This is a genomic window from Tianweitania sediminis, from assembly GCF_017813335.1.
GTDB lineage: Bacteria > Pseudomonadota > Alphaproteobacteria > Rhizobiales > Rhizobiaceae > Tianweitania > Tianweitania sediminis.
Window position 1 is genome coordinate 1,229,632 of record NZ_JAGIYY010000001.1, and the last position, 15,614, is coordinate 1,245,245.

Sequence of the window (15,614 nt, forward strand, 5' to 3'; positions counted from 1 at the left end):
GAAACGCCGACGGTCAGGCGGCCATCAGCTGCTTGACCGCACGCATATCGGCCACGAAGCGCTCACGCTCGGCTTCCTTGTCGCTGGGATCCGGGATGCGCAGGATGAAGGACGGGTGGATCGTCAGGAAAACGCGCAAACCATCGTCGCGCGTCACCACCTGACCGCGCATCTTGGTCACGGCAATAGACTTGCCGAGCAGGGATTGCGCCGCTGTGGCACCCATGGCGACTGCAAGATCCGGCTTGATCAGCGCTAGCTCATGATCGAGCCACCATCGGCAAGCACTGATCTCGCCCGCATTCGGCTTGGAATGGATGCGGCGCTTGCCGCGCGGCTCGAACTTGAAGTGTTTCACGCCGTTGGTGACATAGGTGATCGAGCGGTCAACGCCAGCTTCCTCTAAAACGCCGTCGAACACTTTCCCGGCGGGCCCGACAAACGGCTTGCCCGCCAGATCCTCCTGATCGCCAGGCTGTTCGCCGACAAAAACAATCCTGGCGTCTTCCGGACCTTCGCCAAACACGGTTTGCGTGGCATCCGCCCAAAGCGGACAGCGGCGGCAGGCTTTTGCAGCGTCACGGAGCTCAGCGATCGAGGAGGCGTCTGCGCCGTCGCCGGACTCGGCTTCCGGCTTGTTCGACCAGTGCTTGGCGCGCACCGTCTCATGATGAGGGGCTGGGATTGTCGGCATCCTGGCTATCATCTCCTGCGCGGACTTGTCGGCGCCTGCGATCAGATCAGGAATGAGCGCGGCCTCCGGCAGGTTCCGCCAATATTTCTTCGGCATCTCGGCCTGCATTGCCTTCACCTTCAGCCGGGCAGGGTTGAAGATGTTGGCGTAATAGGTCTTCCAAAGCGCTTCTAGATCATCGTCGCTCGGAGCCGCGCTGCGATTGGCACCGGGCCCAAAGCGGAGATCCTCTCCATCCCAGTCAGCCGACAGATAGGGCGTCAGAATCGTCCAGCGCATGCCGGTGAAGCGGCGCACAAAAAAGGCAGCGTTGCGTTCCACGATGTAATGCTGCGGCTCGAACCAGGAGACATAGCGCTCGCCGTCAGCTTCTTCGATTTTCCGGAAGCGCACGAAAGCCCGCATCTTGTGGATGTCACGGCGCACTGCCTTGGCCAGTTCGTTCAAGCGGATCACATCCGTGTCCGATGCGATCTTCAGAAGGTCCGGCTCGCTGCGCAAGCGCGAGAGAATGCGGTAGAGGAGGGCAAAGCGTTGCGGTTCCGAATGGCACGTGACGAGTTCGGCAAGGTCGATGAAGTCGCGGGGCACGTTCATTGTCGCGCCGGCGGGAATTTCGGGCAGAGGATCGCGCGAGCCGAACAGATCGCCATCCCGACCGGTGGACCAGGTTACCGTCTCGGGCGCCACGTTGTTGAGCGCCAGACGCCGGGCCGCATCGCGCCAGCCGGCGAAATCCGTTTCACCTTCCAGCAGAACTTCCATCGCCTGCATGTGCCGGTAAGGTTGCGCGGAACCCGCCATCGCTCTTCTCGTCAGAAAAGACTCAGTTGCTGAGGTTGAGGAACGAGTTTCGCGCGCAAATGCTCCGCATCCGTTTGACCTCCGGGCGACCACCCTTCCGCGACGATAAAAGGGCGAACCTTGGCGATGGAGGCGCAAAGGCGGCCAACATCTTCCAGCCGCAGCCGCCGATGCCGCCGCACTTCCAGGATCTTTTTCACGGCCTTCGTGCCGAGGCCCGGCACCCGCCACAGGGTTTCTCGCGGAGCGCGGTTTACATCCACGGGAAACTGAGCGCGGTTGGCCAAAGCCCAGGCAAGCTTTGGATCGACCTGCAGATCAAGCATGCCGTTTGGCTGACTGGCCACGATCTCGTTTTGGTCGAAGCCATAAAAGCGCATGAGCCAATCGGCTTGGTAGAGCCGATGCTCTCGCATCAACGGCGGTCGCATCGACGGCAGAGCCGATGATGAATCGGGGATCGGACTGAAGGCAGAAAAATAGATGCGACGCAGGTGGTATGAGCCGTAAAGACGCGCGCTGGTCTTGAGGATCGTGGCATCGGTGGTGGCATCTGCGCCAACAATCATCTGCGTCGATTGTCCACCCGGTGCGAAACGCTCGCGCCGTTTGGTTCGCAGTGTCGGCTCCGATCTTTCTTCCATCTTGGCGCGCAGGTTCGCCATGGAAAGACGAATTGTTTCGGGCCGCTTTTCCGGCGCCAAACGCTTCACGCCCTCGTCGGTTGGCAGTTCGACGTTGATCGACAGGCGATCCGCATAGCGACCCGCTGCTTCCAGCAGTTCGGGCGCGCACTCTGGAATGGTCTTGAGGTGAATATACCCACCGAACTTGTGGTCCTCACGCAGGCGCCGCGCGATCTCAACCATCTCGCCCATCGTTTCATCCGGCGAACGGATCACGCCCGATGACAGAAACAGGCCTTCGATGTAGTTGCGCTTGTAAAAGTTCAGCGTGAGTTGAACGACTTCATCGATCGTGAAGCGCGCCCGCTTCGTGTTCGAAGACGATCGATTGATGCAATACGAGCAGTCGTAGATGCAGAAGTTCGTCAGCAAAATTTTTAGGAGCGAAATACAGCGGCCATCCGGTGCATAGGCATGGCAGATGCCGGAGCCCTCCGTCGAACCGATGCCGCCAGACTTCAGCGAATTGCGCTTGGCTGCCCCCGAGGATGCGCAGGAGGCGTCATATTTTGCGGCGTCGGATAGGATTGCGAGCTTTTCGCGTGTGGAAAGAACGGCCATCCGTTCATTATATGTTCTCGGGCGCGCACTTCCAGCGCTAGGTTGCAGCCATGATGTCACACCTCGTGGAGGTAAAGATGGTAGTCGAGCTCGCTGACGGTTCGCGCCACCCGTAGATATTCGGCCTGCTTGATGGCCGTGAAAGTGCGGTGCATGTCTTCGCCGACCGCGCCCTTCAGAAAGCTCGATGCCTTCGCGGCTTCGATGGCCGAGCGCCAGTCCGGCGGCATCGTGGACGGCGCGTCCGACTGGTAGCCGTTGCCGGTGGTTTCCGGGCCCGGATCGAGTTTTTCGTCGAGGCCTTTGGCAACACCGGCCAGCACCGTTGCTGCAACGAGGTATGGATTGGCATCGACGCCGGATGGCCGATGCTCGATGCGTCGCGCCTTCATGTCACCCGCTGGTATCCGCAGGGCCACCGAACGGTTGTTGACGCCCCAGGTCGGAGCCATGGGCGCATAGCTCTGCGACACAAAGCGGCGCCAGGAATTGGCATGCGGGGCAAAGACCAGCATGCTTTCGGCCATGGTTGCGGCCAATCCACCAATCGCTTGGCGGATCGTGGGCGACCAGTCCCCCTCAACCTCTTCGGTGAAGATGTTGGTGCCTTCGGCGTCGCGCATCGAGAGATGCACATGCATGCCTGAGCCGGCATAGGCCTCAATCGGCTTGGCCATGAAGCAGGCAGTGACACCGTGCCGTCGCGCCTGCAGACGCACGATGCGCTTCAGCATTACCAAATCGTCGGCCGCGCGCATCAGGTCCGTGCGGTAATTCAGCGTCAGCTCGTACTGACCGGGCGCATATTCCGAGATCACCGTTTCAGCCGGAATGCCTTGCGCTCTCGCCGCCGCATAGATGTCGGAAAACAGCGGCTCCATGCCGTGGAGGTGGTCCACGGAATAGACTTCCGTCTTGTCGCTTGAACGGCCGTCGAGCACCGCGCGTGCCGGCTGCACCGCACCATTGCCGTCCCGCTCGTTCGACAGCAGGAAGAATTCGAGCTCGAAGGCTCCGGCAGGGTAAAGACCCTTGGCCGCAAGAAGGTCGACCTGCCGCTGCAAGGCATGGCGTGGGTCGGAGGACATCGGCACGCCATCGAGATGATACATCGCCATCAAGACCTGACCCCGCGGCGGCATCGTGCCATGAAGCGGCACCAAAGTCCCGGGAATAGGCCAGGCGCGCAGATCGCCATCTCCGGAATCCCAGATCAGGCCGGTTTCGTGGACATCCTCGCCGGTGATGTCGAGACCGAGAATGGAAATCGGCAGGTGCCGGCCGCCGGTGTAAATGCCTTCCAGCTCATGCCGCCGGATGATTTTCCCGCGCCCGATGCCGTTGGCGTCGGTGAGCACGATGTCGAAGGCCTCGATTTCGGGATGGGCCGCCAGAAAGGCGCGCGCTTCGTCGAGGGTGGAGCCAATAGGGGAGGTGGTCATGGTGGCGACATATCACGGAAGCGTTTCAACGAGGTTGCCGAAACTAGCCGGCGATATCGATCACCCCGCAGTCGCCGGTCTCGGTGCCAAAGGCCAGCCGGCGATCGTCCTTGTCCCAGGTCATGGAGGAAATCGGTCCCTTGCCTTCGCGCTTGAGCAAGATCTCTTTCTGGTCGGCGACACGCACCGCGAGCACCATGCCGTCGGCATAGCCCACCGCAACGATCTCTTCCGTCGGGTGGAAGGCAACAGCGGTCACCATGGTGTTGCCGCGGGTTCCCAATTCGAGCGGCGGCTTGCCCATCGGCCCTTCCTTGCCCTGGAAGGGCCAGACAATGGCTGCGGGCGCCCCGGACGACGCCAGCCATCGACCTTTCGGGGCCCAGGAGAAGCTCTTGATCTTGGCGGGGTAGCCCGTCATGCGCATGTGACGGCCGTCCGAAAGCTTCCAGCCGTGCAGCGCGTTTTCCTGCATGGTGGTCACCAGGAACTCGCCGTTGGGTGAGAAGGTGACGCTGTTGTGTGCGCCGGCCCATTCCAGTTCCGTCGGTTTCCCTTCGGTGCCGGGGAAATGAAGCGTGACGCCGTTGTAGCGTGCAACGGCAAAGCGCAGACCCTTCGGGGCAAAGGCCAGGCCTTCCACCGTGCGGGGATGATCGAACTGCTTGATCTTGCCATCCGCAAGTCTTGCATAGGCGCTCTTGCCCGTTGCAAAGGCGAGGGCGCCTTGCGGCCCGGCCGCGACCGACGAGATCCATTTGCGCCCGATCTCGTGAACAACCTCGACGGCGTGGTCGCCGCCCGAGCGGCAGACCTTGCCATCCTCGCCGCCTGTCAGCAGCGTCTTGCCCGCCTGATCCACGGTTGCGCAAAGCAGCCCGTCATGGACTGCCGTCCACTTGTGGCCGTGGTCGAGGCGGTGGACCGTGCCATCGGCCAGCGCGAAGTGCGGGACGCCTTCAAGGAAGACGGCGGCCAGGCAGTGGCCGTCGAGGTCGAGCGGAGCAACGGTCGGCATGCTTAAGCGGCAGCCTGGCAGGCTTCAAACGTGCGCGTCAGCTTTTCGCGATCGAGATCACGCCCGATGAAGACGAGCCGAGTTTCATGCTTCTCGTCTTCCTTCCACGGACGCTGGTGATCGCCTTCGATGATCATGTGAACGCCCTGAACGACATAGCGGTCCGGATCGTCCTTGAGCGCGATGATCCCTTTGAGGCGCAGGATGTTTGGCCCTTCCGCCTGAGTGATCTTTTCAAGCCACGGGAAGAAGCGCTTGGGGTCCATCTCGCCGCCGCGCAGGGAAATCGACTGCACCGTCACGTCATGGATCGGCGCAACAGCCCCGTGGCCATGATGATGCTCACCATGGTGATGATCGTGGTCGCAATCTGGACCGCAAACATGGTCGTCGCCGTGGGCATGATCATGTTCATGCTCTTCTGCCAAGAAGTTCGGTTCATTCGCCAGAACGCGCGTCAGATCGAAAGCGCCGCGGTCGAGCACCTTTGCAAGGTCAACGCCCGAGCGCTCCGTGCGGTGGATCTGAGCGGAGGGATTTATGGCACGGATCGTCGCCTCGACCTGAAGCAACTCGTCTTCCGACACGAGGTCCACCTTGTTCAGCACCACGACATCGGCGAAGGCAATCTGGTCTTCGGCCTCGCGGCTGTCCTTCAGGCGCAGCGGCAGATGCTTGGCGTCAACCAGCGCAACAACCGCATCGAGGCGCGTCTTCGCGCGCACATCGTCATCCATGAAGAAGGTCTGCGCGACCGGAACCGGATCGGCCAGGCCGGTTGTTTCCACAACGATGGCATCGAAGCGTCCGGGGCGCCGCATCAAACCTTCCACCACGCGGATCAGGTCGCCGCGCACGGTGCAGCAGATGCAGCCGTTGTTCATTTCGTAGATTTCCTCGTCGGACTCCACGATCAGGTCATTGTCGATGCCGATCTCGCCGAACTCATTCACGATCACCGCGTAGCGCTTGCCGTGGCTTTCGGAGAGGATGCGGTTCAAAAGCGTCGTCTTGCCGGCGCCAAGATAGCCCGTCAGCACCGTGACCGGGATCTGGTTGGAAGCGTTGGAGGTTGCGGCTTCGCTCATGGCGGGACCTTTCCAGGTGTAATAGTATATCGCCGCCATATAGGATGATGCGCCGCCGATTGCACGACCAAAGTCCTGCCTCGAAGGGCGCATCAAGATATTTGAAGCTCAATTAGAAGCGGGCGGTTGCGCTCAAGCGGAACGAGCGCCCTGGGTCATAATGCGGCTTCACACCCAGGAAGTCCTGCCCGTAAGCCGCGCGATCAGTATAAAGCTCGTCGAAGATGTTCGTGACTTCCGCCCGGAAGGTGAGGTTTTCGTTGGCGGGTGGCGTCCATTCGGCAAAGGCGTTGGCCACGGTGTAGGAAGGCAGCGCGTTCTTTGCGCTGTCTGGTTCATTGGGATGACGCGCCAGGGTGTCGTTGTTTTCCAGCACGAACTCCACATCGCCGCCGATCTGGAGACCCCAAGGCTCGTAGGTGTAGCCTGCAGTTACCGCGATGCTTTGCCCCAGCGGCGTCGTCAGGTAGCGACCGATCTCCGAGTCGGCGGTGACGCCATTTACCTTGCCCTGAACGTCAGCATATTTGACGCTGATGAAGGCAAGATCCCACTCATAGATAGCGCCAAGCTCGAAGCCACGCGTGTCGAGATCGAGGGTTCGCAGGGATGTCGCTTCCGGCGCGAAGGGTGACCTGCCGTAGACGGGCAAACGGGCATCGGAAATCCTCGTGCGGAAGATATTGGCTTCCAGCGTCACCCCATGGAACCGCGCTTCCAGACCGGCGGTGACATTGTTGGAAGTCACCGGCTCCGGTCCGCTGCCATAGGTCCAGACCGGGTTCTGGATGAAATTCTCCGCGAGCGGCACACCGCCCCAGATGCGGGAGGCGCCGGCCTTCGCGGTGAGGAAATCCCCAAGCAGATCGATTTCACCTCCCACATTGCCGCTCAGGCCAGAATTGGTGAACTGCGAACCGTCAACGCCCGTGAACCACTGGTGGTCGGCCCGTGCGCCGAAGGAAAGTCGCGACCAGTCCGAGGGCTCGAGGCGCGCTTGCGCATATCCGCCGATGTTGCTCGCCTTCTCGTCAGACAGTTCGGGTGCGCCGGGATAAGCGTAGATCAGGTCGGCCTTGTCGGAATAGAAGTCGAAGCCGGCGGTGATGCTGCCATTTTCCAGGGCAAAGCGATTTTCCGCCTTGCCGTTGAAGGAGCGCGTTTCACCGGCGGCAGTTGCCGTTAAACCGGCCTGCGGACCACGCGGCGTGGTGACGAGCGTCTCGATTTCACTTTTGGAATAAGCCAGGACCACCTTTGGATCCCACCATCCGACCGGACTGATGTTTGTGTAGGTGAAAACGGTATTCTGCCGATTGAACTCGTAGTTGCGCGTGGCAGGTTCGGCGCCATTGTTGATGTAGACATTGGCGCGATAAGGGCGGAGTGCATCGTCCCGCACTCGCTCGTGACTAATCTCGAAGCGATGACCATCGACATGGTCGTAGGCCAGTTTGCCGAGCCCGGAGATCAGGTCCGTGCCTGTTCCGAGCATTTCCTCGCCATTCCCGGCTTCGAAATTGCCGCCCGTGGCATAATTGATCGTACCCAGATACTCGAAGCCGGAAGCGCGGCCGAAAGCCGCCAGGCCCGTGCGGTAGGTTTCGCTGTTTGTATCCCATGTGCCTGTGACGAAGCCGCCGAAGTCACGGCCGGGCTCCAGAAGATCTGCTGCATCCTTGGTTTCGAAGCCAAGCGAGCCAGCCAAGGCGCCCGGACCCGCATCGGCCGGCGCCACGCCGGCCTGCACCGAGGCGGATTTCAAAAGAGCGGGATCAAGCAGGTAGGTGCCGTTGTGGTGGAACACCTTGTTGTTCTGGCGCGAGCCATCCACTGTCACTACCAGATTGTTCTCGTCGACGCCGTTGACGTAGATCTTCTGGGTGCTGGGAATGGCTCCGCCAACCGCAACCTGCGGTTCGCCGGCAAACACCTCGCGCAGGTTCTGCGGTTTTTTGCGCTCGATTTCCTCGGGCGAAATGCTGATGAGGTCCGCTCCAGCCGTGGCTTGCGCGCCGGCGCCGACGTCCACAACCACCTGGTCGAGAAGAATGGTGCCTTCTCCTGCCTGAACGGTGTCGTCTCCGGTGGTGGTGGTTTGCGCCGAAGCCGGAACACCCAACAACAGTCCGAGCGCCGACCCAAGCGCAAGCGTGCGCATCCAATGTCTTGTCATATCTGTCCCCTTCCATGCCCGCTCATCCCCAGCAGGCAATGCACCCGAGTTTTGGCGGGTCAGGTCACTGGCTAGATAAGATGACAATACGAGTCAAGATATATAAGAAGGACCCGCTGGTGGGTGTTGATCTTTGTCGAACAGGCCGAGATCGAAGCGCGCGACGTCCCGCAACAGCTCCAGAATGCCCGTGGAAGCAGACTGAAGGATCTGCTCGCCGATGGCTGCCGTTGCACCTGCGGCGTTTCCTACCACGCCGCTGGGGGAGAGATCCGTCATCAGCCAGCCGAACGCATGCGGACCATAAGCGCGAAGGTGTCGGAACTCGCGAGCGAAGTGACTTTGCCGCGATGCGAAATCGGCTGCCTTTGCCATGTCCACAAGATCCGGACGCAATGCCAGCATCACGGATGTTTCGATCAGTCCACCATGAATGCCGATCGTTCGTTCCCCTGGGTCGATCAGGTTGTTCGGAAGCGCGAAGCGCGTCCAACTCGTTGCAACCGCAAGCATGGCGAAGCGGCGGCGCAGTTCCGTTGCCACGACCGTCATCAGCGGGGAGTTGCCGCCATGTGCGTTCAACAGAACAAAACGCCGGACCCCATGCGCTGCCTGCTTTTCACCGATGCCGATCCAGCGCTCCACCGCCTCATGGTAGGGGAGGCTTCGGGTGCCTTCCGCATAAAGATGCTCGGGTGAGTAGCCGATCGGCTCCGCTGGCAGGAAGCGGACGTCGAGGTCGTGCGGCATGCGGGACCGCAGTCGTTCCACGATTCCTCGCGCGATGATGGTGTCGGTTTCGAACGGAAGGTGCGGACCGTGCTGTTCGGTCGCGCCAAGGGGCAGCACGGCAATCGGCGCGGATCGTTTGTCGGCTTCTGTTTTCGTCATCTGCTTGTTACATCGCTCTGGCAAGCGATCATTGCGCAAGAAGGGTGGCGGTTGCTGCACAGGCATTGCAACCGACATTCACCAAGGGTCAAGCGTTGCGAGGGAGCAAAATGGCTAAAACCGACAAGGGGGCTGTTCTTTCCCGTCTCCAGTCCAGCGCGCGATTGACCCGGACGGCGTTGGCCGCGCGGCTCTTGATGCATGGATTTTATGCGGGGCAGGACCAGATCATGCTGGCGCTTGCCGCTGAAGAAGGCCAGACGCCCAGCCAATTGGCGAACCGGCTCGGCGTTCGTCCCCCAACCATCACCAAGACGATCAACCGCCTGCAGATGCAGGGCTTTCTGAACAAGTCGGCATCCACCGAAGATGGACGGCAGGCGCATATTACCCTCACCGAAACTGGGCGCGACGCGATCAAGTCGATCGAGAAGTCGATCCGCAAAACGGAAAAGCAGGCCCTGAAGGGTTTGGACAAGAAGGACCAGCGCACGCTTCTGAAGCTGCTCGGCAAGATCGAAGGCAACTTCAACGGTGCCGTGGACGAAAGTCTCGATGAGGCTGCCGAGTTGGACGAGCCGGTGCCGGCTGAGTGACGGGACGAGCTTCCGCATTCCCTTCGTCCATGCCATAAGCCCCTTTAAACTGTTTAAGGGGTAGAGCACCCCTGAACCGCTGCAGGGGAGGGAGCGCTGCCGCAGAAGATCAAGCTGTCAACGATCGCCGACTCGCTTGGCGTGTCCACGGCCACGGTTTCGCTGGCCCTGCGCGACAGCCCACTGGTAGCGGGCACGACACGGGAGCGCATCAAGGAGCACGCCCGCGCGATCGGCTATATCTACAATCGCCGCGCGGCCAGCCTGCGTACCTCCCGATCCGGCATTGTAGGCGTCGTGGTTCACGACATCATGAACCCGTTCTTCGCAGAAATTCTGCGCTCGATCGAGACCGAGCTCGATCGCAGCCGTCAAACGTTCATTCTGTCCAACCACTACGATCAGCTGGAAAAGCAGCGCACTTTCCTCGACACGCTGCTTCAGCTCGGAGCCGATGGGGTGATCATGTCGCCCGCAATCGGGACGCCGGCCGCCGATATCGAGATGCTGGAAGGCAACGGCTTGCCGGCGGTTTTGATCGCACGCGAGGTAGTAGGGGCTGAAGTCCCGGTGTTTCGCGGCGATGATGCCTTCGGAATCGGGCTTGCAACCGATCACCTGATTGCGCTGGGTCACCGGCGTATTGCCATGGTGGGTGGCACGGACCAGACATCGACAGGGCGCGACCGGTACCGCGGTTACGTGGCGGCGATGGAGAAGGCAAGAATTGTAGTTGATCCGAACTGGCGCGTGGCCGGGCCCCGGACGAAGCAGGGCGGCTTCGAGGCTGCGCCGCGCTTTCTTGCCATTGCGGATCGGCCCACTGCTGCCGTGTGCTGGAACGATCTCGTGGCGATCGGCCTCATGAACGGGATCGCGCGAGCGGGCCTGACGCCGGGCGTGGAGATTTCCGTCACCGGCTACGACGACCTTGAAGAGGCGGCGATTGCCACCCCCGCTCTTACCTCCGTGTGGAATGGTCAGCGCGAGGTCGGTCGGCGTGCGGCGCGCGCTTTGCTTGACCGGCTGAACGGCGTGGCGTTTCACGCTCCGCAGGACCTCATCACGCCCGAACTGCATGTCCGGCAGTCAACCGGCAATCCGCTTGAACGCGGCTGACCGACCGGGTGCACAAACGAAAACAGCGAGCCGAAGCCCGCTGTTCTCCACTTCAACCGAAGTCGAAGATTACATCGCGTTGACCTTGCGGCACACGTTCAGGGTCGATTCCGGCAGATCGCGCTGCTGCGCTGCGATGCCTTCTTCGCTACAGCCAGCCTTGGCTGCTTCCTGTTCCTGAACCGTCAGGCCGCCCCACCAGGTTGCCAGGTCCGCATCCGACTTCATCGTCGTGCGAGTGCTGTCGGTGTAGAAGCTGTCGATCATTTCATTAGGCAGCATTGGCACGCCGCGCTCGTTCTGCTGAGCAGTCGCATTGGAGCCACCCGACTGGGTCTGCTGCGTCGTCGTCGAGGTTTGAGCGAAAGCCGTGCCGGCAGCCATGGTTGCGGCGAGGGCGAGAGCAAAAATCTTGGTCTTCATAGAGGTGATCCTTTGTTTGACAATTGGACGACCATCGTAGCGGACGATCGAGGGGGGAACGCCCGTTTCGCAGTGGGGTTCCCACTTCGCGTCACCGGGTCCGAAATTGTTGCAAGAGAAAGCTTTGCGTGATTTGGCAGCGAAAGGAAAAAACGCGCGGAGCCGGATCATTGGCCACTGACCACCCACTTGTTCTGATTGTCGGCTCTTTGATGCGGCATGCCGTGGAGCAAATCGAAGCGGAGTTTGCCACGCGGCAGATACGGGCAGGGGATGTCGCCCTTCTCCAAAACGAAGAACGTGAAGCCGTTCGCGCGATTGCGCCGCACATGATCCCGATCACAGCGGAGTTGATGGACGCTTTGCCGAACCTTGAGATCGTCGCGTCCTTCGGAGTCGGCTATGACAGCGTGGATGCAGCGTATGCGGGCCGCAGCGGCATCATGGTGACCAACACTCCGGATGTGCTCACCGAAGAAGTGGCAGATACGGCGATCGCCCTGCTCCTGAACACGGTGCGCGGCTTCAACCGTGCCGAGCAGTATCTGCGAAACGGACGCTGGGAGCGCGAAGGCTCTTTCCCCCTGTCTGCCGGAACGCTGCGCGGCCGCACGGTTGGCATCTTTGGAATGGGGCGGATCGGCCAGGCCGTTGCACGGCGCCTGGAGGGCTTCGACGTGTCCATCGCCTACCACAACCGCCGGCCAGTGGAAGGCGCGGGCTACGCATATTACCCGTCGCTGCTCGACTTGGCGCAGGCCGTGGACACCTTGATCAACGTGGCGCCGGCGACCACCGAAACACGTGGCGCGGTGAACGCTGACGTTCTGGCGGCCCTGGGCCCTTCAGGCGTGCTCATCAACATCGGCCGGGGCTCAACCGTGGACGAGAACGCCCTGATTGACGCGTTGCAGCGCGGTACGATCTTTGCTGCCGGGTTGGACGTCTTCGCAAATGAGCCCAGCGTGCCAGAAGCGCTGCTACAAGCGCCCAACGCGGTTCTCCTGCCGCATGTTGGTTCAGCGTCGCAGCACACGCGGCAAGCCATGGCGGACCTTCAGGTCGCCAACCTGCGCAGCTGGTTTGAAGGCGGCAAGGCTTTGACCCCGGTGCCGGAAACCGTGCACGTGACCCGCAAGGGGAGCTGACCTACTACTCCGCAGCACTCCGCATTGCCTGCATGCCTTCAGCGCGGGCACGAACGGCATCGCCGAACGCGCGGAAGATCCGAGCGGACGCGTCGTCGCTGCTCGCCCAATATTCGGGATGCCACTGCACGCCGACGGCAAAGGCACGCGCGCCGCGAACGGAGACCGCTTCCACGGTGCCATCTGGCGCAACCGCCTCGACCTGAAGCTGGCTGCCCAGCCGATCGATGGCTTGCCTGTGGACGCTGTTAACCTGAATTTCGCCGGCCCCAAAAATGTCTGCGAGACAGGTGTCCGGTTTGATCTCGACGGCTTGCCGGATGCCGAAGCGGACATCGTGATGATCGCCCGGCGGTGCGCGGTGATCGTGGCGGCCTGGCAGATCCTGGATTTCCGTGGCGAGCGTGCCACCGAGCGCCACGTTCAATTCCTGAATGCCGCGGCAGATCGCAAGCAGAGGCACGCCGCCCTCGATCGCCGCACGGATCAGCGGCAAGGTGGTCGCGTCGCGCTGCGGATCATAGGGGCCGTTTTCTTCGGTCGCTTCCTGTCCATACAATTCAGGATGAACGTTGGACTTGGAACCGGTGATCATCAGCCCATCAACGCGGCTCAAGAGATCGGCGGGATCGATGCGATCACCAAGCGCGGGCACCAGAAGCGGCACCACGCCTGCCACCTCGCGAGCAGCTATCAGATATTGCTGCGGCGTCGCATGCCAGGTGTAGTTGTCGAACAGCCGGACATCGGTTGGAACGGCGACAAGCGGCAAGGTCATGATCAACTCCTTGCGGCGGGACAAGCGGACCCGCCTCACATCAGCGTTGTCTACGACGCGCCCGCTTCATTTCCAAGCCATCCGTTCAGCTTCCGAGGAAATCTGCCAGGCCTCGCCCGGCGGCAAAGGCGCCGTAGCCAAGCGCGATGAAGTAGATCACCGTGGCAATGAGCGTGAGGTAGCCGAAAAGCACGAAGAGCCCGTCGCGCTGGGAAATGCCCAGGCACAAAAACAACACCGCGAAAGCGGGCAGCGTGTTGGAGAACGGCACGAGGCCAAGGGGGAAAAGCAACAAGATGCCACCGGCCATGATGGCAAATCCGTTGAAGCGGCTGATCAGGCTGCCATCCGTCAGCGCACGCATCCTCGGCTTGATCACAGTCTCGATCTTGGCCACGATCTTTGCGCCACGCTTCAGAATGTCCTTCAACTTCTCGGCATCGATCGGACGCTTCATGATCTTTTCTGGCAGCCAGGGCGCCCGATTGGTGATGATGCCAACGCTGATCAGGATGATCGCTATTCCAAACACCGTGGAAACGCCGGGGATGGACACCGGCAGAAGAAACGGGATGGTCAAAAGGGCGCAAAGCAGGAGAAGACCCTGTTCGCCAATCATTGCGACGAGTTCCTGCAGCGTGACGTGTTCACCGCGTATGGTGTCGATCGTGCGCTTCAGGGCGTGTCGCAGCGTTTCGGTCGTCTCGTTGAAGGCTGTCATCGGATCCCTGCCAAGTCGCTGCCACACCATCTATGGTGAGCCTGCCATAGCGGCCAGACCCTAAGCCGTTCTTACCAGCCTTGCGCGGGCGGAAGTGCAGTGCGGCTAAGTGTTTAGGTGCAGACTGCTAGACTAAGCACCACCACCGTGTATGTATGGCCTACCATTCCGGTCGCCAGCCGTGGCGACGGGGGGAACCATCGAGAATACGTTCTACAGATCCGGAGGAGCTTTATGGATCGTCGTACCTTTATCACCAAGGCCGGGTTTGCTGGCGCCGGCGCTGCAGCAGCGGCGACCACCTTGGCCGCACCAGCCATCGCTCAAACCAACCCAAAGATCACTTGGCGCATCGCGTCTTCTTTCCCGAAGTCGCTGGAAACCATCTATGGCGGTTCCGACGATCTTTCGCGGATGGTGAGCGAAGCCACGGAAGGCAACTTCACGCTTCAGCCGTTCGCAGCCGGTGAAATCGTTCCTGGTCTCCAGGCCGCTGACGCGGCAACGGCTGGCACGGTGGAAGTCGCCCACACGGTTGGTTACTACTACGTCGGCAAGGATCCGGCCTGGGCGCTCGGCGCAGCGGTTCCGTTTGCGCTTTCCTCGCGCGCCATGAACGCCTGGCACTATCATGGCGGCGGTATCGACCTTTATAACGAGTTCCTCGGCAAGCAGGGTCTGATCGGTTTCCCGGGCGGCAACACCGGCACCCAGATGGGTGGTTGGTTCCGCAAGGAGATCAACACCGTTGCCGACATCAACGGCCTGAAGATGCGCATCGCCGGTCTGGCCGGTCAGGTGATGACCAAGCTCGGTCTTGTTCCGCAGCAGCTTGCTGGTGGCGACATTTATCCGGCGCTCGAGCGCGGCACGATCGATGCGGCCGAGTGGGTTGGCCCCTACGATGACCAGAAGCTCGGCTTCCAGAAGGTCGCGCCGTACTACTACTATCCCGGCTGGTGGGAAGGTGGCCCGACGGTCCACTTCATGTTCAACAAGGCAGCCTATGAAGGCTTGCCGGAGCACTACAAGTCGCTGTTGCGCACAGCCTGCCAGGCGACCGACGCGAACATGCTGCAGAAGTATGATCATCTGAACCCGACGGCCATTCGCAACCTTGTTGCCAATGGCGCTCAGCTGCGTCCGTTCAGTGCAGAAATCCTGAACGCCTGCTATGATGCGGCCAACGAGCTGTATGCCGAGATCGAAGGCCAGAACGAAGGCTTCAAGAAGATCTGGGATTCGATCAAGGCGTTCCGCAAGGACCACTACCTGTACACGCAGGTTGCGGATTACACCTACGACAGCTTCATGGTTCAGCTGCAGCGCGCCAACAAGCTCTGATCAGACACCACTGCACAACAAGAGCCCCGGCATCCGCCGGGGCTTTTTTTGTCCGTGAGCGGGTCCAGAAAAACAATTCCTAAAGCCCAAAAGAAAAACCCCGGCGCGCAGGCCGGGGTTGGTGT

Annotated in this window: 14 protein-coding genes; 4 read left to right on the top strand and 10 right to left on the bottom strand. The window is 61.1% G+C overall.

From position 1 onward, the window contains the following. Positions 1–13 precede the first annotated feature (13 nt). The 7 genes from J5Y06_RS06020 to J5Y06_RS06050 all read right to left on the bottom strand — a co-directional run bounded on the left by J5Y06_RS06020 (position 14) and on the right by J5Y06_RS06050 (position 9,360). Positions 14–1,498, bottom strand: a complete 1,485-nt coding sequence (locus J5Y06_RS06020) for a UdgX family uracil-DNA binding protein (protein ID WP_209334118.1) — start codon at positions 1,496–1,498, stop codon at positions 14–16. Positions 1,499–1,509: 11 nt separating this feature from the next. After that, on the bottom strand, positions 1,510–2,745 hold the full coding sequence (locus tag J5Y06_RS06025) for a putative DNA modification/repair radical SAM protein (RefSeq protein ID WP_209334119.1): 1,236 nt from the start codon (positions 2,743–2,745) through the stop codon (positions 1,510–1,512). Positions 2,746–2,801: 56 nt separating this feature from the next. Then, complete coding sequence (locus J5Y06_RS06030) at positions 2,802–4,187, bottom strand: glutamine synthetase family protein (RefSeq protein WP_209334120.1); 1,386 nt, start codon at positions 4,185–4,187, stop codon at positions 2,802–2,804. Positions 4,188–4,230: 43 nt separating this feature from the next. Then, a complete protein-coding gene (locus J5Y06_RS06035) occupies positions 4,231–5,205 on the bottom strand; it encodes a WD40 repeat domain-containing protein (RefSeq protein WP_209334121.1) in 975 nt (324 codons plus the stop codon). A 2-nt stretch (positions 5,206–5,207) separates the two neighbouring features. After that, entirely contained in the window at positions 5,208–6,293 is a 1,086-nt protein-coding gene (locus tag J5Y06_RS06040; protein ID WP_209334122.1) for a CobW family GTP-binding protein, read from the bottom strand. A 112-nt stretch (positions 6,294–6,405) separates the two neighbouring features. Beyond that, the gene (locus tag J5Y06_RS06045; RefSeq protein WP_209334123.1) at positions 6,406–8,469 is read right to left on the bottom strand and encodes a TonB-dependent receptor domain-containing protein; all 2,064 of its coding nucleotides are present in this window, start codon (positions 8,467–8,469) and stop codon (positions 6,406–6,408) included. Between the two features lie 93 nt (positions 8,470–8,562). Then, a complete protein-coding gene (locus J5Y06_RS06050; RefSeq protein ID WP_209334124.1) occupies positions 8,563–9,360 on the bottom strand; it encodes a creatininase family protein in 798 nt (265 codons plus the stop codon). 110 nt (positions 9,361–9,470) lie between these two features. On the opposite strand from J5Y06_RS06050, the gene J5Y06_RS06055 reads away from it, so the two are divergent. Further along, positions 9,471–9,956: a MarR family winged helix-turn-helix transcriptional regulator gene (locus tag J5Y06_RS06055; RefSeq protein ID WP_209334125.1), complete on the top strand. Its 486-nt coding sequence runs from the start codon at positions 9,471–9,473 to the stop codon at positions 9,954–9,956. Between the two features lie 96 nt (positions 9,957–10,052). After that, positions 10,053–11,075: a LacI family DNA-binding transcriptional regulator gene (locus J5Y06_RS06060; RefSeq protein ID WP_209334414.1), complete on the top strand. Its 1,023-nt coding sequence runs from the start codon at positions 10,053–10,055 to the stop codon at positions 11,073–11,075. Between the two features lie 69 nt (positions 11,076–11,144). Here the strand turns inward: J5Y06_RS06060 and J5Y06_RS06065 are convergent, their stop codons facing one another. After that, on the bottom strand, positions 11,145–11,498 hold the full coding sequence (locus tag J5Y06_RS06065; protein WP_209334126.1) for a hypothetical protein: 354 nt from the start codon (positions 11,496–11,498) through the stop codon (positions 11,145–11,147). A 212-nt stretch (positions 11,499–11,710) separates the two neighbouring features. Between J5Y06_RS06065 and J5Y06_RS06070 the strand changes: the two genes are divergently transcribed. Next, positions 11,711–12,646: a 2-hydroxyacid dehydrogenase gene (locus J5Y06_RS06070; RefSeq protein ID WP_209334415.1), complete on the top strand. Its 936-nt coding sequence runs from the start codon at positions 11,711–11,713 to the stop codon at positions 12,644–12,646. A 4-nt stretch (positions 12,647–12,650) separates the two neighbouring features. Here J5Y06_RS06070 and J5Y06_RS06075 read toward each other — a convergent pair whose 3' ends face one another. Together J5Y06_RS06075 and J5Y06_RS06080 are read right to left on the bottom strand one after the other, a co-directional pair. Beyond that, complete coding sequence (locus tag J5Y06_RS06075; protein WP_209334127.1) at positions 12,651–13,424, bottom strand: gamma-glutamyl-gamma-aminobutyrate hydrolase family protein; 774 nt, start codon at positions 13,422–13,424, stop codon at positions 12,651–12,653. An 85-nt stretch (positions 13,425–13,509) separates the two neighbouring features. Next, entirely contained in the window at positions 13,510–14,145 is a 636-nt protein-coding gene (locus J5Y06_RS06080) for an exopolysaccharide biosynthesis protein (RefSeq protein WP_209334128.1), read from the bottom strand. A 234-nt stretch (positions 14,146–14,379) separates the two neighbouring features. Between J5Y06_RS06080 and J5Y06_RS06085 the strand changes: the two genes are divergently transcribed. Next, a complete protein-coding gene (locus J5Y06_RS06085) occupies positions 14,380–15,489 on the top strand; it encodes a TRAP transporter substrate-binding protein (RefSeq protein ID WP_209334129.1) in 1,110 nt (369 codons plus the stop codon). The last annotated feature ends 125 nt before the right edge of the window (positions 15,490–15,614 follow it).